This window comes from Rhizobium sp. NPDC090279, from assembly GCF_044769665.1.
Classification (GTDB): Bacteria; Pseudomonadota; Alphaproteobacteria; order Rhizobiales; family Rhizobiaceae; genus Rhizobium.
The window spans coordinates 382,750-408,448 of the sequence record NZ_JBIVYI010000004.1; the positions used below are offsets into that span (position 1 = coordinate 382,750).

A 25,699-nucleotide genomic window follows, 5' to 3' on the forward strand; every position below is an offset into this window, starting at 1 on the left:
TCGTTCTTATTCGGCCCAGTCGATCCAGGGCGGTCTCGGCGTATCATAGCCGGCAACACTCTGAAGCAATGCCCGACGGGCCGGGCCAAAGCGCGGGAACAGCGGCGCAACCAGATTGCGCACCGCAATCGCCAGCGGATTTTTCATGGTCACCAGTCGCGTCAGGCCATAGGTCTGCTTCAGGACCTGCTTCACGGCGGGAATTCTCAGCGCCGAATACTCCTGTTCACGGCCTTCCGCAATGAGCCAGGCAAGCCAGCAGGCATCTTCGATGCCGAGATTCATGCCGCGCGCGCCGGCCGGCGAATGAATATGCGCGGCGTCGCCCGCCAGGAAGATATTGCCCTTCGCCATCGGCTCGACATGACGGAAATTGATGCGGAACTGCGAAGCCCAGGTCTTTTTCGCGACGGTAGCCGGATGGACAATGCGATTTTCGAAATTCTCGAGCGTCGAGATATAGCGGATAATGTCGGCAGATACGGGCAAGCGCGCGACCATGCCGGGATCGAAGATCGAGACTTCGCCGTAATGGGTATCGACCGGACCCGCATAGCGGAAATCGGCAAGATAGAAGTAGGTCTCCAGCGCCTCGCCCGGAAAGCCGGCGCCCAGCGCCTTGCGAACGACCGAATGGGCTCCATCGGCGCCGATCAATATGTCTGGCCGCACCGTTTCCGACCTGCCGTCGGCACGGCGCAACAGCACCTCCGGTTTTTGAAAATCCGAGATGGCGTCGGCAACGACCGCGGTCTGCCATTCGGGTGCGATGCCATAGGTCGCAAGCGCCTCCATCAGCAGGCGCTCGGTATGGCCCTGCGCCAGGGCGCGAATGGCGCTGAAACGGCCCCGCACCTGCCGGGTGTCCAGCTGGACAAGAGTTTTCTCTTTCGAACGGACGCGAAACTGCTCGATCGGCTGAGCGGCTGCGACGATACGCTCCGCAACGCCGGAAGGAGACAGCAGCGTCAGCGTGCGGGCATTGACGCCGAGAGCACGGCTCTCCTCCAGGGGAGTCGGGCCGGCGCCGTCATCAACAACACGCGGCGAAAACCCGCGACGGGCAAGCTCCAACGCGGCCGCGAGACCGACAGGTCCGGCCCCAGCAACCAGGATGGATCTGGATTTTCCTTGTCCGCCAATCCCCTCGCCCATGCGGGCCCTATCCCTTCTTGACCAGGTTCCCCAGCTTCTTCACCGCCACGTCCGGGTCCTCCTCGTATGCGATGGTTCCGGCAAAGCGTCCTGCCGAATCCAGCAGGAAGACGGAAGCGGTGTGATCCATCGTATAGTCGCCGTTCGGTTGCTTGTCATCGACAGGCACCTTCTTGGCATAGACACGGAACCCCTTGACCATGTCCATCACCTTGGCGGGGTCGCCTGAAATGCCCGTGATGCGCTTCGACACGTTGGAAACATACTGGTCCATGATTTCGGGCGTATCGCGCTCGGGATCGACGGTCACGAAATAGGCATTGAGCTTGCTGCCATCGGGATCGACCTTCTGCAGCCAGGCGTTCAGCTCGAACAGCGTCGTCGGGCAGACATCGGGGCAATGCGTATAGCCGAAGAAAACGGCCGACGGCTTGCCACGGAACGCCTGATCGCTGATCGGCTGGCCGCTCTGCGAAACGAGGGTGAAGGGCACGCCATAAGGCCCTGATGCCGCGACCTCAGGCGGCTTGCCGCCGCCAAAGCTCAACCAGCCCAATATCCCGGCCACGATCAACACGGCCACCCAAACTGCAATCCGCACGCTTCTCATGCCTGCCATTCCTCACCAATCCCAGCGATCGCGCCCGGATGCGCGCGACCAACCCACCTGCCGATGTAACGGCTCGAAGTGGAGGACGCAATTCAAGAAGATGTTCAGACGAGGCCGAAATCGTCGCAGCATGGAGATCCAGGTGTTTCAAGCCCCGATCACCCCGTTTCCCCGCTCTTCTTGGCCTGGTGAGACAAAATCTCGATTGATGTTAAACCAATCCTAACCAGTCCGCGCCAACATCTGCACCAAAGGTCGAACTCTAGTTCGCCCGCCGCCTGAAAACGCGGCGAACCTCTCTGTCCCAGAAGGGCATGACGCCCGCCGGAAAGCCAGGCGTATTTTTGCCGAAGCTCCGGACGCTGCCGCTGCCCAAGCCGCTCCAGCCGATCTCTCTTTTCAATCGCGAGCGTCGCTTGCGGCGATGCCAAACGGGAAGTTGTCGAACATGACGAACGCCATCAAGCAATCGGGCGCCTATCTGGAGATCGTCTCCTTCCACCTCGGCGATCAGGAATTCTGCATCGACATCATGGCCATCCGCGAAATCCGCGGCTGGGCGCCGGTGACGCCGATGCCGCACACGCCGCCCTACGTGCTTGGCCTCATCAACCTGCGCGGCGCGGTGATTCCGGTCATCGACATGGCCTGCCGCCTAGGCATGAAGATGACGGAGCCTTCCGAACGCTCGGCGATCATCGTCACGGATATTGCCGGCAAGCTGGTCGGCCTTCTGGTCGAACAGGTTTCGGACATGATGTCGATCAAGAGCGAAGATCTGCAACCGGCTCCGGAAATCATCCCGGAAGCTCAGCGCGCCTTCTGCCGCGGCATCGTGGCTCTGGAAAAGACCATGGTCTGCTTCCTCAACCTCGACACGGTCATTGCCGATCAACTGGCACAAGCGGCCTGATTTCAATAAGTTAGCCCAAAAAAGAAGATCGCCCTGAAGCAGAGCTCCAGGGCGATCGTTTTTTCAGTAACCGGTTTTGGCAGGGGTGTAGCCAATGACGCGGTCTTGCAGGCCGTGAACAGGGGCAAGAGTCGCCACCTTGTTCGCTTTCGAAATTGCATCAAAAAGGTGCAAACCGAAAGCAACTAGAAGGAATTAGACAACCCAAGAGTATGACTTTTTTTGGTATTATCTTTCTGCGAGTTATACGTGAGGTACGGAAACACCGTTACTTCGGTTTGCCGCTCTTCCATGTTACCTGCTGGCCAAACAAGGGGATCGTCGAAATCGCCATCTTGGCGGAACCATCCGTCAGCTGCCGCGAATGGATGAGATAGACGAGCGTATCGTTCTTCTTGTCGTAGATGCGTGTCACGACCAACTTCTTCCAGATCAGCGACAGCCCGGCGCGAAACACCTCCTCGCCGCTCTGGGACAGATTGATATCGCCGATCTCAATCGGGCCGGTCTGGCGGCAGGCGATGGAATTGTTGGAGGGATCTTCGAACCAGTTGCCCTTGCGCAGCCGGTCTATGACGCTGCGGTCGAAGTAGGTCACGTGGCAGGTCACCCCCGCGACTTCCGGATCAGCCACTGCATCGACCAGAATATCATTGCCCGTCCAGTCCACGCCGACCTTGCCGACGACCTCGGCGGAAGCGGAAACGGGCACCAGAGCCAGAAATGACGCGGCAATGGTGGCAAAGAATTTGCGTGAACGCATCGATCATCCTCCAACAACAGCCGCCGGGAGCAAATGCGGCTCGGCTAAGGTAGGATGGCGCATGAGCGATGCAAGATGGGCGGCGCACTCCGCGCCGCTACGCTTCGCGATCGATACGGCTGTTGGCCCGCGATGCAGACGCCGCCAGGAGGGCAACGGCGCCCGCAATACAGGCGGGTAGTACGTCATCTCATTTCTGGCTGACGGCAACCGTTCCGGTTTCCAACAGCGATTTGAGATTGGACAAGATCTTCGGCCAGCCACCTGAAACCGCGTCGATGAACTTGGAATTTTCGACCTCGATCATGTGTGTAACAGTCAGCTTCACGACACTGTCCGCCGGTTCCAGTTCCATCACGCAGCGAGACCAGCCTTCTGCCTTCAGTTCGGGGCGAAACTCATTGCGCCATTTGAAGGCCAGCCGTCGCGGCGGCTCGAACTCCGCGATCTCTCCCGTGTCGGCGACACGGCCATCCGGAAAGAGCATTCTCCACGGCGACCCAACCTTCCAGTCGGTATCGTGGACCATCTCAAACCAATATTGCTTGATGAATTCAGGCGTGGTCAGCGCCGACCAAAGTTTTTCCGGCGTGGTGCGGATGAAGGTGACGTAGACGAATTTGCTTCCAGTCATGTCATTTCTCCTTGTTTGGATTTTCTTGGCTATCGAGGTCATTGATCGCCCCCGCCTTCCAGCGCCTTCTTCAAGGCCGAAAGCGCACTCAGATGCCGGCGTTCGAACTTATTGATCCAACGCTCGGCGATGCCGTTGATCGGGACCGCATTGATGAAATGCAGCTTCTCGCGCCCATGCTTCTCCGAGGAGATCAGATTGGCCTCCTCCAGAATGACAAGATGCTTGGCGACCGCCTGGCGGCTCATGTCCAGATCCTCGCAGAGCGCGTTCAGGGTCTGCCCGTTACGCTCATAGAGCCTGTCGAGCAGTTGCCGCCGGCTGGCATCCGCCAGCGCCTTGAAGACCGCATCATCATAATCCACGGATACGAAACCATTTGGTTGCCTATTATTGACTTATAGGCAACCAAATGGTTGCTTGTCAAGCATCGAGTAACAAAATCCGATCTCATGCCACCTTGAGGGTGCAGCGGTTTAGCCGAGGGATTTGCGCAACGAACGATTGACAAGCTCCGCGTCGCATCGGATCATCCAACCATGATCGCAAACCGCGCCATCGTGATGCACCTTCACACCATCTCTCCCCTTGCAGGGCGAGTGGAAGCCGTGTTGCGCTGAGCTAACCGCGATCCATCTCAACCCTGCCGAGGCGATCAGGGTTGAAGTTTCCTTGCTCTCCTCCCCCAATATCAAGGAGAGCCGATGTCTTTAGAACAGCAAGAAACCGAAAAACGACGGCCAGTCAAAGTCGGTCCGATCCAGATCCGCGCAACGCGCCCGTCCGATGCCGAAGCGATCGCAATGATCGCCAACCTCCCCGGCTTTCGCGCCGGCACCCTGCGCCTACCCTTCCAGAGTGTTGAGGAAACGCGAGAATGGCTGGACAAGCCGGCTCCCAACTCAACCCGCCTTGTCGCTGTGCTTGAAGGGCAGATCGTCGGCAATGCCGGCATGCAACGCCTCGCCGGCCGGCGGATTCACAGCGCCAACATCGGCATGGGCGTACACGACGATTTTGCTGGTCGTGGCGTCGGATCGGCACTGCTGGGCGCTCTCGTCGATACCGCCGACAACTGGCTGGCGATCAAGCGTCTGGAGCTGACTGTCTATGTCGATAATGCAGCGGCGATCGGGCTCTACGAGAAATTCGGGTTCGAAACCGAGGGCCGCCTGCGCGCCTTCGGTTTCCGCAACGGCGGATATGTCGACGCGTTCACGATGGCGCGGCTGAGATTCTGAGCACCAAGGGGCGGCGGATTGTGATTCCGCCGCCGCCTACCATCAGCCGATCAAGTCCAGCCACTCGTCCTCGGTCATGACCTGGACATTGAATTCCCGGGCCTTGTCGAGCTTGGAACCCGCGCCAGGCCCGGCCACAACGATATCGGTCTTTTTCGATACCGAACCGGAAACCTTGGCTCCAAGGCTCTCCGCCTTCGCCTTGGCCTCGTCCCGGGTGAACTTTTCCAGCGAGCCCGTAAACACGACCGTCTTGCCGGCCACGGGGCTGCCGGAGGTCACCGGTTGCTCGGCCTCCTGCGGCTTTACTTCCTCCAGGAGCTTCGCGATCACGTCGGTGTTGCGCGGCTCCTTGTAGAATTCGACGATAGCCCGCGCCACCACCTCGCCGATGCCCTCGATATTGTTGAGATCATTCCAGGCATCACCGGCAAGCGGCGCAGCATCCTTCATTCCGGCTTCGAAGGCATCGTAGGTACCATAGGAACGCGCCAGCAGCTTGGCCGTCGTCTCGCCGACATGGCGGATGCCGAGCGCGAAGATGAAGCGATGCAAGGCAATCTGCCGCCGCTCGTTGATCGCGGCATAAAGCTTGCCGACGCTGACCTTTCCGAAGCCGTCAATGTTCTCCAGCTTGGCAAGCGACGACTGCTGGCGACTCTCCAAAGTGAAGATGTCGGGCGCAGTCTTTATCTGCAGCGCCGGATCGTCGCTCTCGAAAAAGAAGTCGATCTGCTTCGAACCGAGCCCTTCGATGTCGTAGGCGTTGCGCGAGACGAAATGCTTGAGATGCTCGGTTGCCTGCGCGCGGCAGATGAAACCGCCGGTGCAGCGGGTGACCGCATCGACCTTGCCGGTCTTCTCGTTGATATCGCGCACCGCATGGCTGCCGCAAACCGGGCAAACCTTCGGAAATTCATAGGAGACGCTCGATGCCTCGCGTTTTTCCATGACGACATCGACGATCTGCGGGATGACATCGCCTGCCCGCTGCACGATCACCATGTCCCCAACACGGATATCGCGGCCGTCGCGGATCGGCTCACCCTTGTTGCCGATGCCCTTGATGTAATCGGCATTGTGCAGCGTCGCATTGGTCACGACGACACCGCCGACGGTAATCGGTTCGAGCCGCGCAACCGGCGTCAGCGCCCCGGTGCGGCCAACCTGGATATCGATACCAACCAGACGCGTGAATGCCTGCTCTGCCGGGAATTTATGCGCCGTCGCCCAGCGCGGTGAGCGCGAACGGAAGCCGAGGCGAGCCTGCAGCTCCAGGCTATCGACCTTATAGACGACGCCGTCGATATCATAATCGAGATCGGGCCGCTGCAGACCGATCTCCTCGTAATGCCCGAGGATATCGGCGACGGAATGCAATCGCGCCATCAGCGGATTGACCGGGAAGCCCCAGGATTTGAAGATTTGCACCATGCCATATTGCGTATCGGCCGGCATGTCCGACATCTCGCCCCAGGCATAGGCGAAGAATTTCAGCTTGCGGCTCGCCGTCACCTTCGCATCGAGCTGCCGCAGCGAACCCGCCGCCGTATTGCGCGGGTTGACATAGGTCTGCTTGCCCTCGGCTTCCATCTGCGCATTGAGCGCCAGGAAGTCGCTCTTGGCCATGTAGACCTCGCCGCGCACCTCGACAACATCAGGGGCGCCCGCTGGCAGTGTCTGAGGGATTTCCCGGATCGTTCGGATATTGGCAGTGACATTCTCGCCGGTCGTACCGTCGCCTCGCGTCGCCGCACTCACCATCCGGCCATTCTCGTAACGGATGGACATGGAAAGGCCATCGATCTTCGGCTCGGCGGTAAAGGCGATCGAGTCATCCGGCAGGCGTCCGAGGAAGCGATAGACGCTGGCGACGAAATCCTGCACATCCTCCTGCGAGAAGGTATTGTCGAGCGACAGCATCGGCCTTGCATGAACGACCGGCGCGAAGGTTTCTGAAGGTGCCGCCCCCACCCGACGCGACGGGCTATCGGCGCGAGTGAGAGCCGGAAACCGCGCCTCGATGGCATCATTGCGCCGCTTCAGCGCATCATAGTCCGCATCCGAAATCTCCGGCGCATCCTTGCCGTGGTAAAGCGCGTCGTTGCGCGCAATTTCCGCGGCCAGATAGGCAAGCGCTGCAGCCGCCTCCTCTTCGCTCAAATCCTCGACGGGCTTCTGTTCGGTGCTCATGAATCGACACTCCCCGATTTCGAAGATGTTTTAGAGCACTTCCGGGAAAAGTGCGAAGCGGTTTTCCACGCTGGGCACGCAAAAACAAAGGGAGAAATCGCCAGAGGGACGCGCCTGGCGATCAGCCGTTGCCAGCCAGCAGGCGCTTGGCGGCCGCCCTCGCCTCTTCCGTCACCGAAGCGCCTGCGAGCATGCGGGCGATTTCCTCGGTGCGGTCCTTCGGCTCCATTGTCGCGACACGCGTGGAGATCTTCTCCGAACCATCCGCAACCGGACCCTTGGAGATCAACAGATGCGTCGCGGCGCGCGCGGCGACTTGCGGCGCGTGGGTGACGGACAGCACCTGCACCCGATCGGACAGGCGCTTCAGCCGCTGACCGATCGCATCCGCAACCGCACCGCCGACGCCGGTGTCGATTTCGTCGAAAACCAGGGTCGGCGCCGAGCCGCGATCGGCAAGCGCCACTTTCAGCGCCAGCAGGAAACGCGATAACTCGCCACCGGAGGCAACCTTGGTGATTGGCCCCGGCCGCGTGCCGGGATTGGTCTGCACATGGAATTCGACGACATCGATGCCCTCGGCAGTGCCCGCTTCTGGATCGCTGGTGATCTCCACCATGAAGCGCGCCCGCTCAAGCTTCAGCGCCGGAAGTTCCGCCATGACAGCAGCAGCAAGCGCCTCGCCGGCGTGACGGCGCTTCTCCGACAGGCTGCGCGCGGCAACATCATAATCCGCCCTGGCGGCGGCAAGCTCGGCACCAAGCCGCGCCAGCCTCTCTTCGCCGGCGTCGACATCGGCAAGATCCGAAATCATCCGCTGCGCCAATGCCGGCAGATCGGTAACGGGCACGGAATATTTGCGAGAGGCGCCCCTTAGCGCAAACAGGCGCTCTTCGACCCGCTCCAATTCACGCGGATCGTATTCCGTCTTGCGGAGCGCAGCCTCCACTTCCATCTGAGCATTGGAAAGCTGGTCGAGAGCCGCATCGAGCAGCGCCACGGTATCCTCCAGCAGGCCCGGCGCCTCGTGGCTCTTGCGCTCCAGCCGGCGCACCAGAGATGCGATATGCGGCACGGGCGACGCATTGCCGTTGAGGAATTCCGAAGCCTCGGCGATATCGCCGGCAATGCGCTCGGCCTTCATCATCCGCGAACGCTTTTCAGCGAGCTCATCCTCTTCGCCATCCTGCGGCGAGAGCTTCTCCAGCTCCTCGACCGAAGCGCGCAGATAGTCCGCCTCGCGAGCGGCTCGCTCCACCTGCTCCCTGTGCTTCTTCAGGGTGCGATCGGTATCACGCCAGACTTTGTGACGCTTGCCAACGTCCAGCGCCTCTTCGGCAAGGCCGGCGAAGGCATCCAGCAATGTGCGATGCGCATCCGTATCGACGAGCGCGCGGTCGTCATGCTGGCCATGAATTTCGACGAGAAGCTGGCCAATCTGGCGCATGAGCTGAACGCTGAGCGCCTGATCGTTGACGAAAGCCTTGGTACGGCCATCGGCTGACTGAACACGGCGGAAAATCAGGTCGCCGTCATCGTCTAAGTCATTTTCACGCAGGAGCTTGCGGGCCGGGTGCTGTGTGCCGACATCGAAAACCGCAGTCACCTGGCCGCGGTCCTCGCCATGACGCACGAGCCCACCATCGCCGCGCCCGCCAAGGGCCAGCGACAAGCTGTCAAGCAGGATGGATTTGCCTGCACCCGTTTCGCCGGTCAGCACCGAGAGCCCGGATTCGAAGGCAAGATCCAGCCGCTCGATCAGAACGATATCGCGGATCGAAAGCTGGATCAGCATCTGCGCTCAATCTCACGTCCCAAGAAGAAGTTTCTTGCCTGCCCTCGAAATCCACGAACCCGAGTTTTCGCTCGGCTCCACGCCACCCTTCTGCAGCAGCTGATAGGAATCCTTATACCAGCGGCTGTCCGGATAGTTGTGGCCGAGAACGGCGGCAGCCGTCTGCGCCTCAGGCACGATACCCATTGCATAATAAGCTTCGACGAGTCGCGCCAGTGCTTCTTCGATCTGGTTCGTCGTCTGATATTGCTCTATGACCACGCGGAAGCGGGAAATAGCGGCAAGGTAATCCTTGCGTTCCAGGTAGTAACGGCCGATCTGCATTTCCTTGCCGGCGAGCTGGTCCTTGGCAAAGCGGATCTTTTCCTGAGCGTCGCTGACATATTGCGACTTCGGATAGTTGTTGACGAGCTTGGTCATCGCCTCGATCGTCTGCTGTGCCGCGCGCTGGTCCTGCGTCACGTCGACGATCTGCTTGGCATAGGACGAGCCGACCAGATACTGGACGTAGTCGGCATCTTCGGAGCCCGGATATTGCTTGAGATAGGTATTACCGGTCTGCACCGCGTCATCATAGCGACCCGTGCGGTACTTGACGAAGGTGCTCATGACCAATGCCTTGCGCGCCCATTCCGAGAAGGGCTGCTGCTGGTTGATGGCATCGAACTTCTTGCCAGCCTCGGTCATGTTGCCTGCCTTGATGTTGGCAAGACCCTGGTTGTAGAGCAATTCCGGCGGATCGCTATCGACACCGAGCTTGGTGATGTCGATATCCTTTTTCGTATTGCACCCCGTCACCACCGCACCGGTACCGACCAGAAGGAGCGATACGAGCAAAGCCCGTGCTGTGATATTCATGCGTTCAGACCTTGCAAAACCCATCGGATAACTGTCCCATAGCCGTCGTTGCGGAGACGGCGTTCTCTCGCTGGCGTTTCTAGCCGCAAAAACACCATCAGGGCAACGCATTGATCATGCATTAACGCATTTTTGTGGCAAAGACCGCATATACGCAGCCTTTAATCACTGTTTTGACAGGGATTTCTCATTTGGGCCTGCGCTACCCTGCCGCCGCTGCGCGACCGAAGACAAACCCTGTGAGTCGTCCGCCAAAAAAAGAGCCGCTCCTCATCAGAGCGGCAGCTTTTTTCTCATTCCAATCCCGAAAAGATCACGCCGACCAGGGAGCGAATTCGGGAGCGTTGACCGCGATGAACTCGCGGCTGTGACCGCGATGACGCGGAGCCGAGGTTTCGACGACCTCATAAGCCGTGGGATCGCTGAGCAACGCCTTGAGCGCGTTCGCATTCATGCGATGGCCGCCGCGATAAGAGCGATAGCAGCCGATGAACTGCGCGCCGGCCAGAGCCAGGTCGCCGACGGCATCGAGCGTCTTGTGACGGACGAATTCGTCCTTGGCATAACGCAGGCCTTCGACGTTGATGACAGTGTTGTCGTCGGAGATGACGACGGAATTTTCCAGCGACGAGCCGAGCGCATGACCTGAAGCCCAGAGAGGCTCGACGTCGCGCATGAAGCCGAACGTGCGGGCACGCGACAGTTCGGTCTTGAAGGTCTCGGCGGTCAGATCGCCTGCCCACTTCTGGCGGCCGATCAGCGGGCATTCGAAATCGATCTCGACTTCGAAGCGCGTACCGTCATAAGGCCGGAACTCGCACCAGGAACCACCGGCTTCGATGCGTACCGGCTTGGTGACGCGGATATAGCGACGCTTGACGCCGAGCGAAACGATGCCGGCCTGCTCGATGGCTTCGATAAACGGATGGGAGCTGCCGTCCATGATCGGCATTTCCGCGCCGCTCACTTCGACGACGACGTTATCGAGACCGATCGCGTAGATCGCGGCCATGACGTGTTCGACCGTCGCGACGGAGCGCGCCGGCGAAAAGCCAAGAACCGTGCAGAGGTCCGTATTGCCGACCTGCGCCGAAACGGCGCGAAGTTCGGTCACATCGCCATTGTCGTGCAGGCGCTGAAAAACAACACCGGTGCCGGCCTCGGCGGGATAAAAGGTGATCGACACGTTAGCACCGGAATGAACGCCAATACCGGAAAGTGTCGCGGGGTTTGCAATGGTGGTCTGAAAACCAAGCAATCCGATTGCCATATAGTTCTGCCTTCGTCTGTCTGATCCAGGCCGGGCGGTCATCTTCGGACGCTTACCCTTATCGCCGGTTCAGTCTGTTAACTATGCCACACAGGTCACATACATTCGTCATCGAATGTGATTCAGCGGGCTTGCTTGGTATCTACATACTCGCCGGGGCATTGCATTCCAAATCACTGTTTCTTTCGTTTTGTTACGAAAGCAGCCGATTGAATTCATTGGATAATTTTAAATACGACAACAGGTATAAAATAAGGAAATCCGGGGTCTTGCGGCCCCGGATTTCATCAGGATGGTTAGCAACCTATTAAAAGGTTGTCCAGTGCGGGTCAGTTCGACTGACGGCGCAGGAAGGCCGGAATCTCGAGCTGGTCGTCCTCATGGCTTGCCATGCGTGCCTGTGGAGCCGGGCGGCCATGATCGTCGAGATTGCCGCGACGCGGAGCGTAGAGGCTGGCCTCGGGCGACGGCGCGCGACGCTGCTGCTGCGGGGCGGCATTGCTCGTCGGAGCCATCATGTCGTCGAAAGCCGGATCTTCTTCGCGGCGGCCGAGCGAATTGGTGATTCGCTTCAGCAGACCCATCGGACCACGCTCTTCAGCAGCCTGGGTTGCTGCCGGCTGGGCGCGGTGTTCCATTTCCGCCTTAACGACCGGCGGGAAATCCTCGACCTTCGGCATGCGGACCTGCTCGGGAGCCTGTCGAATGATCGGCTGCTGCTGCATGACCGGTGCCGGCTGCTGCGGCTGAACCGGGGCCTGACGGACCGGCTGAGCTTCCGGAGCAGCTGCGAAGATGCGGCTCTGCGGACGGAAATTCTCTTCCGGCGCGGCGGCCTGCGTCATCACCGGCTGCTGCTGGACATGCGCCTGACGGCCCATCTGAAATTCCAGTTCACGCTCAAGATCGGCCTCTGCCGTACGTATGGTCTGGGCGACCGGGTCCACGGTACGGGGAGCCGGAGCGACAGCCTGTGCGGTATGGGCCTGCGCGACGTGGGCAGGCTGGGCTGCGGCCGCTACCGGAGCGGCGGCCGCGGAAGGACGCATAGCCGGCTTCGCGGCCGGACGGAACTCCATGCCTCTGTCGGCTGCCTCGTTCATTGCACGGTCGATGCCCGTTGCGACGACGGAAACGCGGATGATGCCCTCGAGCGATTCGTCGAAGGTGGCGCCGAGGATGATGTTCGCGTCGGGATCGACTTCTTCGCGGATGCGGGTCGCGGCTTCATCGACTTCGAACAGGGTGAGATCACGACCACCGGTGATCGAGATCAAGAGGCCCTGTGCGCCCTTCATCGAGGTTTCATCGAGCAGCGGGTTGGCAATGGCAGCTTCAGCAGCCTGCATTGCGCGGCCCTGGCCGGAAGCCTCGCCGGTACCCATCATGGCGCGACCCATTTCGCGCATGACCGAACGCACGTCGGCGAAGTCGAGGTTGATGAGACCTTCCTTCACCATCAGGTCGGTGATGCAGGCAACGCCCGAATAGAGAACCTGGTCGGCCATCGAGAACGCGTCGGCGAAAGTCGTCTTGTCGTTGGCGATGCGAAACAGATTCTGGTTCGGAATGACGATCAGCGTGTCGACCGACTTCTGCAGTTCCTGGATGCCCATCTCAGCGAGCCGCATCCGGCGGCCACCTTCGAAGTGGAACGGCTTGGTCACGACGCCGACGGTCAGGATGCCCTTGTTGCGAGCGGCCTGCGCGACAACAGGCGCGGCACCCGTACCCGTACCACCGCCCATGCCGGCGGTGACGAAGCACATATGCGTGCCATTCAGATGATCGATGATTTCGTCGATGCACTCTTCGGCAGCTGCACGACCGACTTCCGGCTGCGAGCCGGCACCGAGACCTTCCGTGACGTTGACGCCGAGCTGGATGATCCGCTCCGCCTTCGTCATGGTCAGCGCCTGCGCATCGGTGTTGGCGACGACGAAATCGACGCCCTGCAAGCCTGCCGTGATCATGTTGTTGACGGCATTGCCGCCACCGCCACCAACACCGAACACGGTGATTCGCGGCTTAAGCTCGGTGATATCTGGCTTATGCAGCTTGATAGTCATTGTACCCGTTCCTTCTCTTTATGGCCGCATCGCCACGCCGGCCAATTCACTGATTTCACTTGCCTGACGCTTACCCCGGAAGAACTTTCCGGGATCAGGCACTCAAAAACTCTCTTTCAACCACTGGCCGACACGGCCGATCCGGCTGTTGTTACCCCCAAGCGACGAGAGCAGACCGCTGCTCGGCGCATGTGTTTCCATGTCTGCGACCTGCGGATAGATCATCAGACCGACCGCCGTCGAAAAAGCCGGCCCCTTGGCTGCCGTCGGCAGACCGGACACGCCCATCGGACGACCGATGCGGACATTGCGGGCAAGTACCCGGCGCGCCACGTCGGGCAGACCGGTCAGCTGGCTGGCACCGCCCGTCAGGACGACGCGCTTGCCGACGATCGGGCTGAAGCCCGAACGCTGGATGCGATCGCGAATGAGCTCGAGGGTCTCCTCGATACGAGCCTTGACGATGCGCGACACCAGGGCCTTCGGCACCTGCGTCGGCTGGTCACGCTCATCTTCGCCGATCGGCGGGATGGAAATCAGTTCACGCTCTTCCGAAGAATTCGCGAGCGCCGAGGCATGGACGACCTTCAGCCGCTCGGCATCCTCGATGCGCGTGGAAAGGCCGCGAGCAAGGTCCGTGGTGACATGATGGCCACCGAGGCTCACGGCATCGGTATGCACCAGCTTGCCCTCGGCAAAGACCGAGATCGTCGTCGTGCCGCCGCCCATGTCGATCGCGGCGCAGCCGAGCTCGACTTCGTCGTCCACGAGAGCGGCAAGACCACTGGCATAGGGTGTTGCCACCATGCCCTCGACCGAAAGATGCGCGCGGTTGATGCAGAGCTCAAGATTGCGAAGCGCCGCGCGCTCGGCCGTCACCACATGCATGTCGACACCGAGCGCATCACCGAACATCGCCAGGGGATCGCGAATGCCGCGCTCGCCGTCGAGAGAATAGCCGGTCGCCAGCGAATGCAGCACGGCACGCTCCTGGCGGATCGACTGCTGGCAAGCTGCAGCCAGAACCTTTCTCAGATCATTGGCTTCGACTTCCTGACCGCCGAGATCGATGGTCGCGGTATAGATGTCGCTGCCGAGACGGCCGGCCGAGACATTGACGATCAGGCTGTCGACGGTCAGGCCAGCCATGCGTTCGGCGGCATCGACAGCAAGCCTGATGACGCCTTCGAGAGCGTCGAGATCGGCGATCACGCCGGTCTTGATGCCGCGGGAACGCTGATGGCCAATACCGATGATCTCGATATTGTGCGTGCGGTTCGGGAGAACCTGACTCTCCTCGCGCGGCGTCAGGCGGCCGATCATGCAGACGACCTTCGTCGAGCCGATGTCGAGGACCGAGACGATGTGCGACCGCTTCGAAGACAGCGGCTTCAACCGAGGCAGGCCGAAATGGGACGAACCGAATAAGCTCATGTATCCTGACCTGCTTTCTTCAAAGCCTTGTTTCTTGCATCGACTGCGGCCTGGCGACGAACTGCGGCATCCGGGGTTAACTCGATCGCGGTACGATCATCGAGACGGAGATCGACGGCGGCGATATCGCGCTGCAGAAGATTCTCATCCTTGTCGAGCCTGGTCAGGCGTGCGAGCGCACCATCGATATTGTCTTCCGGCAATTTGATGGTCACGCCGTTGTCGAGATAGAGATCCCAGCGGCGGCCGGCGACGCGCACGAAAGCCTTCACATGGCCGCGAACATCCGGCCACTTGGCAAACTGGTCATCGATGGAGGCAGCGGCAGTTTCGGCATCGCGGCCAACGAAGAGCGGCAACTTGGCAAACTTGTTGTCGCGCAGCGGCGCAATCACGCTGCCATCCCTCTGGATCAGCGAAAGCTCGGAGCCGTGCTGCCAGATGGCGTAAGCCTTGCGCTCCTTCAGCTTTACCTCGACGGTTCTTGGATAAACCTTGCGAACCTCGACATTCTGAACCCAGGGCAGGTTCGCGATCTTCTGACGAGCCGCATCCGCATTGAGAGCCACGAGCGAGGTGGTGCCGTCGAGGCCGAGCAGCTGCAGGATCTCGATTTCGGAGGTCTCATCGTTGCCGGAGACTTTCACATCTTCGATCGCAAAACCCGCGGCGGACGTCGTCGCCTCGGCGACAGCCTGGGTGTGGCCGCCGACGGACATGCCGTAAAGGCCGGTCACGGCAAGAAGGACGAAGGTCGAAACCGTACCCGTGTGTGCGGGAATATTGATGCGCCCCGAACCGAGGCTGACAAGGAAGCGAACCGCGCGGCGCAGCGGACGTGGCAGGACGAATGCGTCCTCGACGTCGTCGATGGCGAGCGGGACGCGATGACGGGACCGCCTCATATTTTTGACCGTCAGCGCAAACAAGACGCGTCCTCCACCATCCACCGGAGAAATTCACCAAAAGAGTAGCCGGCATGAGCGGCCATTTCAGGCACCAGGGAGGTAGGAGTCATGCCGGGCTGGGTATTGATCTCCAACCAGACAAGTTCGCCCTCTTCGGAAAAGCGATCGTCAAAACGGAAGTCAGATCGACTAACACCGCGGCAGCCGATAGCTTCATGCGCCCTTAACGATAATGTTTGTATGTTTTGGTAAAGATTCGGTGAAATTTCCGCCGGCAAGACATGTTTTGAACCACCCTTGGCGTACTTGGCGTCGTAATCATAGAAGCTGTGGCCGAGCGGCACGATCTCGGTGACGCCGAGAACCTTGCCGTCCATGACGCCGCAGGTCAGCTCGCGGCCATGGATATAGCGCTCGACCAGCACCTCGTCGCCGTAGCGCCATTCGGACGACGTGATGATCTGCGGCGGATGTGCCTGATCTTCCTTGACGATCACGACACCGAAGCTTGAGCCCTCGCGCACCGGCTTGACGACATAAGGCGGCTTCATCGGATGCTCGCCGACAATGGCGAAGCGATCCATCACGATCGAGCTGGCAACCGGAATACCCGCCGCCGCCGCAACCGTCTTCGCGCGGGACTTGTCCATCGCGAGAGCCGAGGCAAGCACGCCGGAATGCGTATAGGGAATCTGCAGATATTCGAGAATGCCCTGAATGGTACCGTCTTCGCCGAAGGGACCATGCAGCGCATTGAAGACGACGTCGGGCTTCAGCTCCGCAAGGCGGCTGGCGACATCATGATCGACGTCGACACGGGCAACCTGGAAGCCTTCCGCTTCGAGGGCATCGGCACATGCCTTTCCCGAGGAAAGGCTGACGGGCCTCTCCGAGGAAAATCCGCCCAAAAGGACAGCCACATGCTTGCCACCCATCAATACCCCCGACTTCACGGTCTCTACACTGCTTTTGCAGGGCCTCGCCTAACCGCGATTCTTGCCCCGTTTTCAATAGGCCGATTAGAACGACATTAAGGTTAATGAAGCGTTTACTTTCGTTAACTTTCCGCCGTCCTGGCGATGACCGAATGGCTCGAATCAAACCTACTTAAAGAATTCTGCCATTGGAATCATGGAGTTGCTACTTTTGAAATCGCTACATTTAGATTTTTTTAAACAAAGAGCCCCGCATCGACGGATCGATGCGGGGCTCAAAGCCTTGAAATGAGGCCGATATCACTCGCTGTCGTCGACCAGTTTCCAGACTAAGCCGCCCAACGCTCCGCCGACGATAGGCGCGACCCAGAACAGCCAAAGCTGCTGCAAGGCCCAACCGCCGACAAACAGCGCCTGCCCCGTCGAGCGGGCCGGATTGACGGATGTGTTGGTGATCGGGATCGAGATCAGGTGGATCAGCGTCAGCGCCAGACCGATGGCGATCGGCGCGAAGCCGGCCGGCACCTTGCTGCTCGTCGAGCCGAGAATCACGACCAGGAAGAACAGGGTCAGCACGATCTCGGCCACCAATGCCGAGACCATGGAGTAGCCGCCGGGAGAATGTTCCCCATAGCCGTTTGCCGCAAAGCCGCCGAGCTGGAAATCAGCCTTGCCGCTTGCGATCAGATAGAGCACCGCCGCCGCGGCGATCGCGCCGATCACTTGCGCAATGATATAGGGAATGAGCTGCCCGCCGGGAAAGCGGCCAGCCACCGTCAGGCCAACCGAAACGGCCGGATTGAAATGCCCGCCCGATATGCCGCCGACGGCAAAAGCCATGGTCAGCACGGTTAGACCAAACGCAAAGGCAACACCTAGAAAACCGATACCAAGGCTCGGATATGCCGCTGCGAAGATCGCACTGCCGCAGCCGCCGAATACGAGCCAAAACGTCCCAAGAAACTCAGCAATGAGTTTTTTCTGCATGAAACCCTTCTCCTCAGCCCGCAATCCAAGCGAGAATCGGTTGTTGGTGAAAAGATTCCAGCAAGGACTCGCCGGAGTACGCCCCCCCAACAACAAACGCCCGCCTGATTGCTCACGAATCAACAATTACGGCAAAATAATAGCACGCAACCGCTGATTTCTTGCGCAGTTAGCGTTTGCGTTGAACAAAAATTACGCTAAGGACAATTTTTATCCGCTAAGCGCGCCTTAGCATCATCTGAACTGGTGGGAACATGACTGACGCGATATCTCCTTTATCGCCGACCCCCTCGTCATCGAACAATGCTGTTGCGAATTCCCCGGCACGTGTTCTGATCGCGAGCCTTATCGGCACAACGATCGAATTTTTCGATTTCTATGTTTATGCGACGGCGGCGGTTATCGTCTTCCCGAAGCTGTTCTTCCCGGCAAGCGATCCGACGTCGGCGACGCTGCAGTCCTTTGCCACCTTCTCCATCGCCTTCTTCGCTCGCCCGATCGGCGCGATGATTTTCGGCCATTTCGGCGACCGGATCGGCCGCAAGGCGACGCTCGTCGCGGCGCTGATGACCATGGGCCTTTCGACCATCGTGATCGGCCTGTTGCCGACCTATGAGTCGATCGGCGTTCTCGCACCGATTCTGCTGGCACTTTGCCGTCTCGGTCAGGGCCTTGGGCTCGGCGGCGAATGGGGTGGTGCGGTCTTGCTTGCAACGGAAAACGCTCCGGAAGGCAAGCGCAGCTGGTACGCCATGTTCCCGCAGCTCGGCGCCCCGATCGGCTTCATCCTCTCGGCGGGCCTCTTCCTGATCCTGCGCGAAACCATGACCGACGCCGATTTCCTCAGCTACGGCTGGCGCGTCCCCTTCCTGATCAGCATCGTGCTGGTCGCCGTCGGCCTCTATGTCCGCCTGAAGATCACCGAAACCCCGGAATTCCAGCGCGCCATCGAGAAGGAAGAACGGGTTTCCGTGCCGATCGCGGTCATCTTCCGCTCGCATCTGCGCAGCCTGATCCTCGGCACCATCATCGCGGTCGCCACCTTCGTGCTGTTCTATCTGATGACGGCCTTTACACTCAGCTGGGGCACCCGGCCTCCGGGTACTGGAGCGCTGCCGGCAGGTCTCGGCTATTCGCAGGGTCAGTTCCTGGTCGTCCAGCTCGTCGGCGTCGTCTTCTTCGGTCTGATGATCCCGATCTCGGGCCTTTTGTCGGACCGTTATTCGCGCCGGCTGGTTCTGATCCTGACGACCATCGGCATTCTGATCTTCGGCCTGTTCTATTCGTCGCTGCTGACGGCGGGCCTTGCAGGCGCCTTCGCCTGCTCGATCATCGGCCTGGCCTTGATGGGCTTCACCTATGGCCCGATCGGCGCGGCACTGGCTGCGCCCTTCCCGACCACCGTGCGCTATACCGGCGCATCCATGACCTTCAATCTCGGCGGCATCGTCGGCGCGTCCCTGGCGCCTTACATCGCCACCTGGCTCGCGACCAATTACGGTCTAGTCTATGTCGGCTACTATCTCGCCGGCGCTGCGGTGCTCTCCTTGATCGGCATCTTGCTCTCGGGCAACGACGAAGTCTGAGAAAACAAGCATAAGCAATTGAAAAGGCCGGGTGAAAACCCGGCCTTTTTGTTGAATCATTTTATGAAGTTTGCGCCGGTTGCGGCCCAAGCCTATTCCGTCGTGACACCCTGGAACGGGTGGACTTCACGGCCGGGCATGAAGTGGCCAAGGCGCTTGATTTCCCATTCCAGCTTGACGCCAGACTTTTCGAAAACCTCGCGGCGAACCTGCTCGCCCAGATACTCCAGATCGTAGCCCGTCGCCTGCTCCATGTTGATCATGAAGTTGCAATGCAGCGACGACATCTGCGCACCGCCAATGACGAGACCGCGGCAACCTGCCTCATCGATCAGCTTCCAGGCCGACAGGCCGTCCGGATTCTTAAAGGTCGAGCCGCCGGTCTTTTCCCGAATCGGCTGCACGGTTTCGCGATGGGCGCGCACGGCATCCATCTCGGCGCGAATCGTGGCCCGATCCTCCGGATAGCCCTCAAAGAGGACATGCGTGAAGATCAGGTCTTCAGAGGCGTCGGAATGACGATAGGAATAACCCATCTCGGCATTGGTCAGGACATGCTTATCGCCCTTGCGGTCGACCGCATGCACCTCGACGACGCGCTCGCGGGTCTCGGCACCGTTGGCGCCAGCATTCATGCGCGCGGCACCGCCAATGCTGCCAGGAATGCCGTAATAGAAATGGAACCCGCCGATGCCATTATCCATCGCCATGGCCGCGACGTGCTTGTCGGGGCAGATGGCGCCGGCCAGGATGCGGTTTTCGCCGACAAGTTCGACGGCGCCGAAGCCCTTGGCCGAAAGCCTGAGCACGACGCCCGGAATCCCGCCGTCGCGCACCAATATGTTCGAACCCACGCCGACGACCGTCAGCGGCACCTCTTCCGGCAGGATCTTCAGAAAGGCGATGAGATCGTCCGTGTCATGCGGCTGGAACATCAGCTCCGCCAGTCCGCCGGCACGGAACCACGTCACACGATCCATCGGCGCGTCCGGCGTCAGCCGACCCCTGATGTCCTTTACACCGTCGCCGAGCGACGCCAGAAGCTTTTCTCCATTGACCTGTTTCATGCGGACTTACCTGAGAGGCCTTCCAATTCCTTTGGCAATGATGCTGCCCAATATGTGATGCTGCCGGCTCCCAACAAAACCACAAAATCACCCGGTTGCGCAATCTCTGCAACCATGGCGGCAAGATCTTCCTGTGATGGTAGATAGCGCGCATCGCGATGGCCGCTTGCCTTGATGCGCGAAACCAGTGTCTGTGAATCCACGCCCTCGATAGGGTCCTCGCCGGCCGCGTAGACGGGCGCCAGGAAGATGCTGTCGGCATCGTTGAAGCAGGCGGCGAACTCTTCGAAGAGGCTCGACAGGCGCGTATAGCGATGCGGCTGGTGGATCGCGATGACGCGGCCGTTGCAGGCTTCGCGCGCGGCCTTCAGCACGGCCTTGATCTCGACGGGGTGATGACCGTAGTCGTCGAAGACCTTGATCCCGTTCCACTCGCCGGTCAGCGTGAAGCGGCGCTTGACGCCGCCGAAGGATGCAAGCCCCTTGGCGATCGCCTCGCTGGAAATTCCGAGGCGGTTGGCAACCGCGACGGCCGCCGTCGCATTGGAAATATTGTGGCGGCCCGGCATCGGCATGACGAGATCCTTGATGTGGATCACCTTGCCGGTGCGGCGCCTGCGGATTTCGATATCGAACAGCGAACGCGTGCCATCGATGCGAACATTCGAGAAACGCACGTCCGCCTGCGGATTTTCGCCATAGGTGATGACCTTGCGGTCCTCGATACGGCCGACGAGCGACTGCACCTCGGGATGGTCGATGCACATGACGCCGAAACCGTAGAACGGTACATTCTCGACGAACTGCCGGAAGGCGGCCCGCACGGCATCGAAATTGCCGTAGTGGTCGAGATGCTCCGGATCGATATTGGTCACGACCGCGACGTCGGCGGGCAGTTTCAGAAACGTGCCGTCCGACTCGTCGGCCTCGACCACCATCCACTCGCCGGCGCCCATGCGCGCATTCGTGCCATAGGCATTGATGATGCCGCCGTTGATGACTGTGGGGTCAAGGCCACCGGCTTCCAGAAGCGTCGCCACGAGCGAGGTCGTCGTGGTCTTGCCATGCGTGCCGCCGATGGCGATCGCACTGCGGAAGCGCATCAATTCCGCCAGCATTTCGGCGCGGCGCACGACCGGCAGCAGCTTTTCGCGCGCGGCGGCCAGTTCCGGATTGGTCTTCTTGATGGCGGTGGAGACGACAACGACTTCGGCATCGCCGAGGTTTTCCGCCTTGTGACCGATATGAACCGGAATGCCCTTGTCGCGCAGTCGCTGCACGTTGGCGCTTTCCGATTGATCGGAACCCTGCACGCGATGGCCGAGGTTATGCAACACCTCGGCAATGCCGCTCATCCCGATACCGCCGATACCGATAAAATGCACAAGGCCGATTGCCTTCGGCAGCTTCATGCGCCTGCCCCCTTGAATTGCTGAATTGAACGTCCCGCGGCAATAGCCTCAACCATGTCGGCAAGCAAGTTTGCCGCATCCGGTTTCCCCGCCTGCTTGGCGGCGGCGGCCATCTTGGCGAGCTTTTCCGGCATGGTCATGGAGCCGCGCAGAATGGTGGAAAGTTTCTCCGGCGTCAGTTCCGACTGCACGATGACTTTGACGCCACCGGTTGCCGCCAGTGCCGCGGCATTGGCTGCCTGGTCGTGATCCAGCGCGTGAGGATAGGGCACGAGGATCGCCGGACGGCCGATGACGGCAAGCTCGGATACGGTCGAGGCCCCGGAGCGACACAGAACCAGATGTGCGGCGCCAATCCGCTCCGCCATATCGTTGAAGAACGGTGCGACATCGGCGCCCATCTCCAACCTTCTCGTGCAGCTGTTGACCGTTTCCATATCCTCAGGACGCACCTGCTGCGTGATCCGCAGGCGCTTGCGCAGCGGCTCCTCAAGCAGGCTGATCGCCGTCGGAACGGCCTTCGAGAAATACTGCGCGCCCTGGCTGCCGCCGAAAACCACCAGGTTGAAAGGGTCGTCCGGACCGGACGGCACATAGGGACGCTTGGCAGCCTCGATGACGGCCGGACGCACCGGATTGCCCGTCGTCACCGTCTTCTCGGCAAACGCGCCATTTTCCGTCAGGAAGCCGCCCGCAATCGCGCGAACGCGCGTCGCCAGCATCTTGTTGGCGCGGCCCATGACCGCATTCTGCTCATGCAGCATGGACGGCACGCCCATGCGCGTGGCGGCCAGAAGCGGCGGAACCGTCGGATAGCCGCCGAAGCCGACGACACAGACGGGCTTGATGCGCTGGATCAGCTTGCGCGCTGCGCGCATGCCGGTCCACAGCGTCCACAGGGCGCCTGCGACCTTCAACGGGTTCTTCGAACCGATCGTCGCCGAGGGCACGACATGGACTTCGTCGGCCGGAAATTTGCCGGCAAAGCGTTCGGCGCGGCTGTCGGTGACGAGGTGCACGGAATAGCCGCGCTCTCTCAACTTATAGGCCAGTGCCTCGGCCGGAAATACGTGACCGCCGGTTCCGCCGGCGGCAAGAAGGACAATGCCTTTACTCATAATTTTCGCTCCCGCGAATACCCCACTACCCGGGGCATCTCCCTAATATAGGAAGTCGCCATGACCGCGTCATCGGTGCAAACCAAGCCCCCCTCATAGACCGCCGCTCCTGGAAAAGCGACCAGAGAATCAAGAACGGGCAGGAGATATCGAGAGCGAAAAACAGGTAGTCCCAAGACGATCACTCCGCCGGCAGCCCGTGCGTCACGCGGAACTGGCTGCGATCCTGTGCACGCTTTTCCGGCCTGTGACGCGTCAACGCCAGGATGAAGCCCGCGGTCACGCAGATCGCGGTCATCGACGAGCCACCGTAGGAAATCAGCGGCAACGTCATGCCCTTGGCCGGCAGCAGCTGCAGGTTCACGCCGATGTTGATGATCGACTGAATACCGATCTGCAGCACCAAGCCAGCGACGGCGAAGCGGTTGAAGTCGTTCTTTTCCTTGTAGGCATGCGACAGGCCGCGCAGCACGAGAAAAGCAAAGATCAGCACGAGCGCCATGCAGAAGATGGCGCCGAACTCTTCGGCTGCGACGGAGAAGATGAAGTCGGTATGGGCGTCCGGAATGATGCGCTTGACGGTGCCTTCGCCCGGACCGACGCCAAACCAGGTGCCGTGAACGATCGCTTCCTTGGCAGTGTCGACCTGGAATGTATCGCCCTCGCCCGTCATGAACTTGTTCACGCGTTGCGCCACGTGATCGAACACATAATAGGCCGTCACGAAACCACCCGCGCCGAGACCGCCGAGCACGATGATCCACAGCCACGGCATGCCGGCCATGAAGAACATGCCGCCCCATACGGCTGTTGTCAGGATGGTCTGGCCAAGGTCAGGCTGCGCGACGAGCAATGCGACGACGATGCCGAAGAGGATGATGGCGAAGAGATTGCCCGGGATCTCCGGCTGGCGCGCATGTTCGGAAAACAGCCAGGCGCAGACGACGACGAAAGCGGGCTTCATGAATTCCGAAGGCTGGATCGACAAGGCCGCGATATTGACCCAGCGCCTGGACCCCTTGACTTCAACGCCGAAGAAAAGCGCAAAAAGCATCATCGCTAGCGACACGACGAGCAGGATGACCGCCGTCCTTCGCACCTGTCTGGGCGTCATGAAGGAAATGCCGATCATCGCCGCGATCGCCGGAACCAGAAACAGGGCATGGCGCTTGACGAAGTGGAACGGCTCAAGCCCGATGCGCTCCGCCACCGCCGGCGACGCCGCGAAGGACAACATGAAGCCGATGCCGATCAAGAGGATGAAAAGGGCGAGAAATACACGGTCGATGGTCCAGAACCACTCGGCCAAGGCCCCACGTTCAACGCGGCTTACCATATTATTTGCCTCCAGCTGCTGAACCGATCAGCATGGTGACGCCATCGATCGCAGCGACATGGCTGACGAAGGCGTCGCCCCTGACCTCGAAATTCTTATACTGATCGAAGCTTGCGCAAGCCGGTGAAAGCATCACCGCCGCGGACCCATGCTCGTCCCTGTCCGCATCCGCGGCAGCATGCGCGACTGCACGCTCCAGCGTACCGGAAATCTCATAGGGCACCCGGTCGCCGAGCGTCGCCGCAAAGGCTGGCGCCGCCTCGCCGATCAGATAGGCCTTGGCGATGCGCGGAAAGAGTGGCGCCAGGGTGGTGATACCGCCCTCCTTCGGCAGACCACCGGCAATCCAGTAGATATTCTCGTAGCTCGAAAGCGCAGGTGCGGCCGCATCCGCATTGGTCGCCTTGGAATCGTTGACGAAGACGACCCGGCCGCGCTTTCCCACAGGCTGCATGCGATGCTTGAGGCCAGGAAAGGATTTCAAGCCGGCCCGGATCTCGTCAGGGGAGACACCGACGGCAAGGCAGGCCGCGATTGCCGCCGCTGCGTTCTGTGCATTATGGCCGCCGCGTAGGGTCTCGATGCCGTCGAGGTCGGCGATCTCGCTCGCCGCGCCGTTCGATGCCTGAACGATGCTGCTCGTCTCCGCATAGAGGCCATCCGCCAATGCGTGCCGGCGCGAAATCCGCATTACCTTGGTGCCAGCGCGCTCGATGCGATCGGCAATCAAGGAAGAATAGCTGTCATCGACGCCGACCACGGCAACGTCGCTGCCGGCGACCAGTCGCTCCTTGATATCGGCATAATGCTGCATCGTACCATGACGATCGAGATGATCGGGCGTCAGGTTCAGCAGAATGCCGGCGGAAGGGTTGAGGGTCGGTGCCAGATCGATCTGGTAGGACGAGCATTCGACGACATAAAAACGGCCGGCCTTCGGCGGATCGAGCGTCAAGATTGCCGTACCGATATTGCCGCCGAGCTGCGTGTCCCGTCCGCTTGACTGCAGGATATGGGCGATCAACGCCGTCGTCGTCGACTTGCCGTTCGTCCCGGTAATGGCGATGAATGGGCAATCCGGCGCATGCGCCCGCCGTTCCCTAACGAAAAGCTCGACGTCGCCGATGATTTCGACGCTAGCAGCGTGAGCGAGATCGACAGTCCAATGGGGCTTCGGATGCGTCAGCGGCACGCCGGGCGACAGAACGAAGACCGACAGACTGTTCCAGTCGATCGTCCTGAGATCAGTGACCGTTATTCCCTCCGCAGCCGCCTTGGCCACGCTGTCCGGATTGTCGTCCCAGGCCGTCACATCGGCGCCACCGGCGACGAGCGCGCGCGCCGTGGCAAGGCCGGAGCCGCCAAGGCCGAAGAGGGCGACCTTCTTTCCGTTCAGCGTGGAGACTGGGATCATC

At 60.5% G+C, this 25,699-nt stretch carries 22 protein-coding genes; 3 read left to right on the plus strand and 19 right to left on the minus strand.

The genetic code is table 11. The annotated features are described in order from the left end of the window. Positions 1–6 precede the first annotated feature (6 nt). Positions 7–1,155 (minus strand): FAD-dependent oxidoreductase, encoded by a 1,149-nt coding sequence (locus tag ACIQWP_RS12545; protein ID WP_402787179.1) that lies wholly within the window; start codon positions 1,153–1,155, stop codon positions 7–9. Between the two features lie 7 nt (positions 1,156–1,162). Next, the gene (locus ACIQWP_RS12550; RefSeq protein WP_402787594.1) at positions 1,163–1,765 is read right to left on the minus strand and encodes an SCO family protein; all 603 of its coding nucleotides are present in this window, start codon (positions 1,763–1,765) and stop codon (positions 1,163–1,165) included. Between the two features lie 448 nt (positions 1,766–2,213). On the opposite strand from ACIQWP_RS12550, the gene ACIQWP_RS12555 reads away from it, so the two are divergent. Beyond that, on the plus strand, positions 2,214–2,678 hold the full coding sequence (locus ACIQWP_RS12555) for a chemotaxis protein CheW (protein ID WP_047633896.1): 465 nt from the start codon (positions 2,214–2,216) through the stop codon (positions 2,676–2,678). Between the two features lie 268 nt (positions 2,679–2,946). Here ACIQWP_RS12555 and ACIQWP_RS12560 read toward each other — a convergent pair whose 3' ends face one another. The 3 genes from ACIQWP_RS12560 to ACIQWP_RS12570 form a co-directional block, all read right to left on the minus strand. After that, entirely contained in the window at positions 2,947–3,441 is a 495-nt protein-coding gene (locus ACIQWP_RS12560) for a CreA family protein (protein ID WP_402787184.1), read from the minus strand. Positions 3,442–3,631: 190 nt separating this feature from the next. Then, positions 3,632–4,075 carry an SRPBCC family protein gene (locus ACIQWP_RS12565; protein ID WP_402787187.1) on the minus strand — a complete coding sequence of 148 codons (444 nt, stop codon included), beginning with the start codon at positions 4,073–4,075 and terminating at the stop codon, positions 3,632–3,634. Between the two features lie 38 nt (positions 4,076–4,113). Then, the gene (locus ACIQWP_RS12570) at positions 4,114–4,440 is read right to left on the minus strand and encodes an ArsR/SmtB family transcription factor (RefSeq protein WP_402787190.1); all 327 of its coding nucleotides are present in this window, start codon (positions 4,438–4,440) and stop codon (positions 4,114–4,116) included. A gap of 339 nt (positions 4,441–4,779) precedes the next feature. On the opposite strand from ACIQWP_RS12570, the gene ACIQWP_RS12575 reads away from it, so the two are divergent. Beyond that, entirely contained in the window at positions 4,780–5,316 is a 537-nt protein-coding gene (locus ACIQWP_RS12575) for a GNAT family N-acetyltransferase (RefSeq protein ID WP_402787193.1), read from the plus strand. A gap of 42 nt (positions 5,317–5,358) precedes the next feature. Here the strand turns inward: ACIQWP_RS12575 and ligA are convergent, their stop codons facing one another. The 9 genes from ligA to aqpZ form a co-directional block, all read right to left on the minus strand. Beyond that, positions 5,359–7,509 carry an NAD-dependent DNA ligase LigA gene (ligA, locus tag ACIQWP_RS12580; protein WP_402787196.1) on the minus strand — a complete coding sequence of 717 codons (2,151 nt, stop codon included), beginning with the start codon at positions 7,507–7,509 and terminating at the stop codon, positions 5,359–5,361. A gap of 121 nt (positions 7,510–7,630) precedes the next feature. Further along, positions 7,631–9,304, minus strand: coding sequence for a DNA repair protein RecN (gene recN / locus ACIQWP_RS12585; RefSeq protein ID WP_402787199.1), 1,674 nt, complete (start codon positions 9,302–9,304; stop codon positions 7,631–7,633). Positions 9,305–9,316: 12 nt separating this feature from the next. Continuing rightward, the gene (locus ACIQWP_RS12590; RefSeq protein WP_402787202.1) at positions 9,317–10,186 is read right to left on the minus strand and encodes an outer membrane protein assembly factor BamD; all 870 of its coding nucleotides are present in this window, start codon (positions 10,184–10,186) and stop codon (positions 9,317–9,319) included. A gap of 289 nt (positions 10,187–10,475) precedes the next feature. Further along, positions 10,476–11,432, minus strand: coding sequence for a UDP-3-O-acyl-N-acetylglucosamine deacetylase (lpxC, locus tag ACIQWP_RS12595; RefSeq protein ID WP_402787205.1), 957 nt, complete (start codon positions 11,430–11,432; stop codon positions 10,476–10,478). A gap of 329 nt (positions 11,433–11,761) precedes the next feature. Further along, positions 11,762–13,501, minus strand: a complete 1,740-nt coding sequence (ftsZ, locus tag ACIQWP_RS12600) for a cell division protein FtsZ (protein WP_402787208.1) — start codon at positions 13,499–13,501, stop codon at positions 11,762–11,764. Positions 13,502–13,603: 102 nt separating this feature from the next. Continuing rightward, entirely contained in the window at positions 13,604–14,935 is a 1,332-nt protein-coding gene (gene ftsA, locus ACIQWP_RS12605; RefSeq protein WP_402787211.1) for a cell division protein FtsA, read from the minus strand. Continuing rightward, positions 14,932–15,864, minus strand: a complete 933-nt coding sequence (locus ACIQWP_RS12610; RefSeq protein ID WP_402787214.1) for a cell division protein FtsQ/DivIB — start codon at positions 15,862–15,864, stop codon at positions 14,932–14,934. Before ACIQWP_RS12610 ends, ftsA begins: the two co-directional genes overlap by 4 nt. Then, entirely contained in the window at positions 15,852–16,778 is a 927-nt protein-coding gene (locus tag ACIQWP_RS12615) for a D-alanine--D-alanine ligase (protein ID WP_402787217.1), read from the minus strand. Before ACIQWP_RS12615 ends, ACIQWP_RS12610 begins: the two co-directional genes overlap by 13 nt. Before the next feature lie 300 nt (positions 16,779–17,078). Beyond that, complete coding sequence (gene aqpZ, locus ACIQWP_RS12620) at positions 17,079–17,765, minus strand: aquaporin Z (protein WP_402787220.1); 687 nt, start codon at positions 17,763–17,765, stop codon at positions 17,079–17,081. A gap of 254 nt (positions 17,766–18,019) precedes the next feature. Between aqpZ and ACIQWP_RS12625 the strand changes: the two genes are divergently transcribed. Next, on the plus strand, positions 18,020–19,351 hold the full coding sequence (locus ACIQWP_RS12625; protein WP_402787223.1) for an MFS transporter: 1,332 nt from the start codon (positions 18,020–18,022) through the stop codon (positions 19,349–19,351). Between the two features lie 92 nt (positions 19,352–19,443). Here the strand turns inward: ACIQWP_RS12625 and murB are convergent, their stop codons facing one another. The 5 genes from murB to murD all read right to left on the minus strand — a co-directional run bounded on the left by murB (position 19,444) and on the right by murD (position 25,698). Continuing rightward, entirely contained in the window at positions 19,444–20,418 is a 975-nt protein-coding gene (gene murB, locus ACIQWP_RS12630) for a UDP-N-acetylmuramate dehydrogenase (protein ID WP_402787226.1), read from the minus strand. Next, entirely contained in the window at positions 20,415–21,830 is a 1,416-nt protein-coding gene (gene murC, locus ACIQWP_RS12635; protein WP_402787229.1) for a UDP-N-acetylmuramate--L-alanine ligase, read from the minus strand. Before murC ends, murB begins: the two co-directional genes overlap by 4 nt. Beyond that, complete coding sequence (gene murG / locus ACIQWP_RS12640; RefSeq protein WP_402787232.1) at positions 21,827–22,948, minus strand: undecaprenyldiphospho-muramoylpentapeptide beta-N-acetylglucosaminyltransferase; 1,122 nt, start codon at positions 22,946–22,948, stop codon at positions 21,827–21,829. Before murG ends, murC begins: the two co-directional genes overlap by 4 nt. A gap of 181 nt (positions 22,949–23,129) precedes the next feature. Continuing rightward, the gene (gene ftsW, locus ACIQWP_RS12645; protein WP_402787235.1) at positions 23,130–24,284 is read right to left on the minus strand and encodes a putative lipid II flippase FtsW; all 1,155 of its coding nucleotides are present in this window, start codon (positions 24,282–24,284) and stop codon (positions 23,130–23,132) included. Position 24,285: 1 nt separating this feature from the next. Further along, positions 24,286–25,698 carry a UDP-N-acetylmuramoyl-L-alanine--D-glutamate ligase gene (murD, locus tag ACIQWP_RS12650; RefSeq protein WP_402787238.1) on the minus strand — a complete coding sequence of 471 codons (1,413 nt, stop codon included), beginning with the start codon at positions 25,696–25,698 and terminating at the stop codon, positions 24,286–24,288. Position 25,699 lies beyond the last annotated feature (1 nt).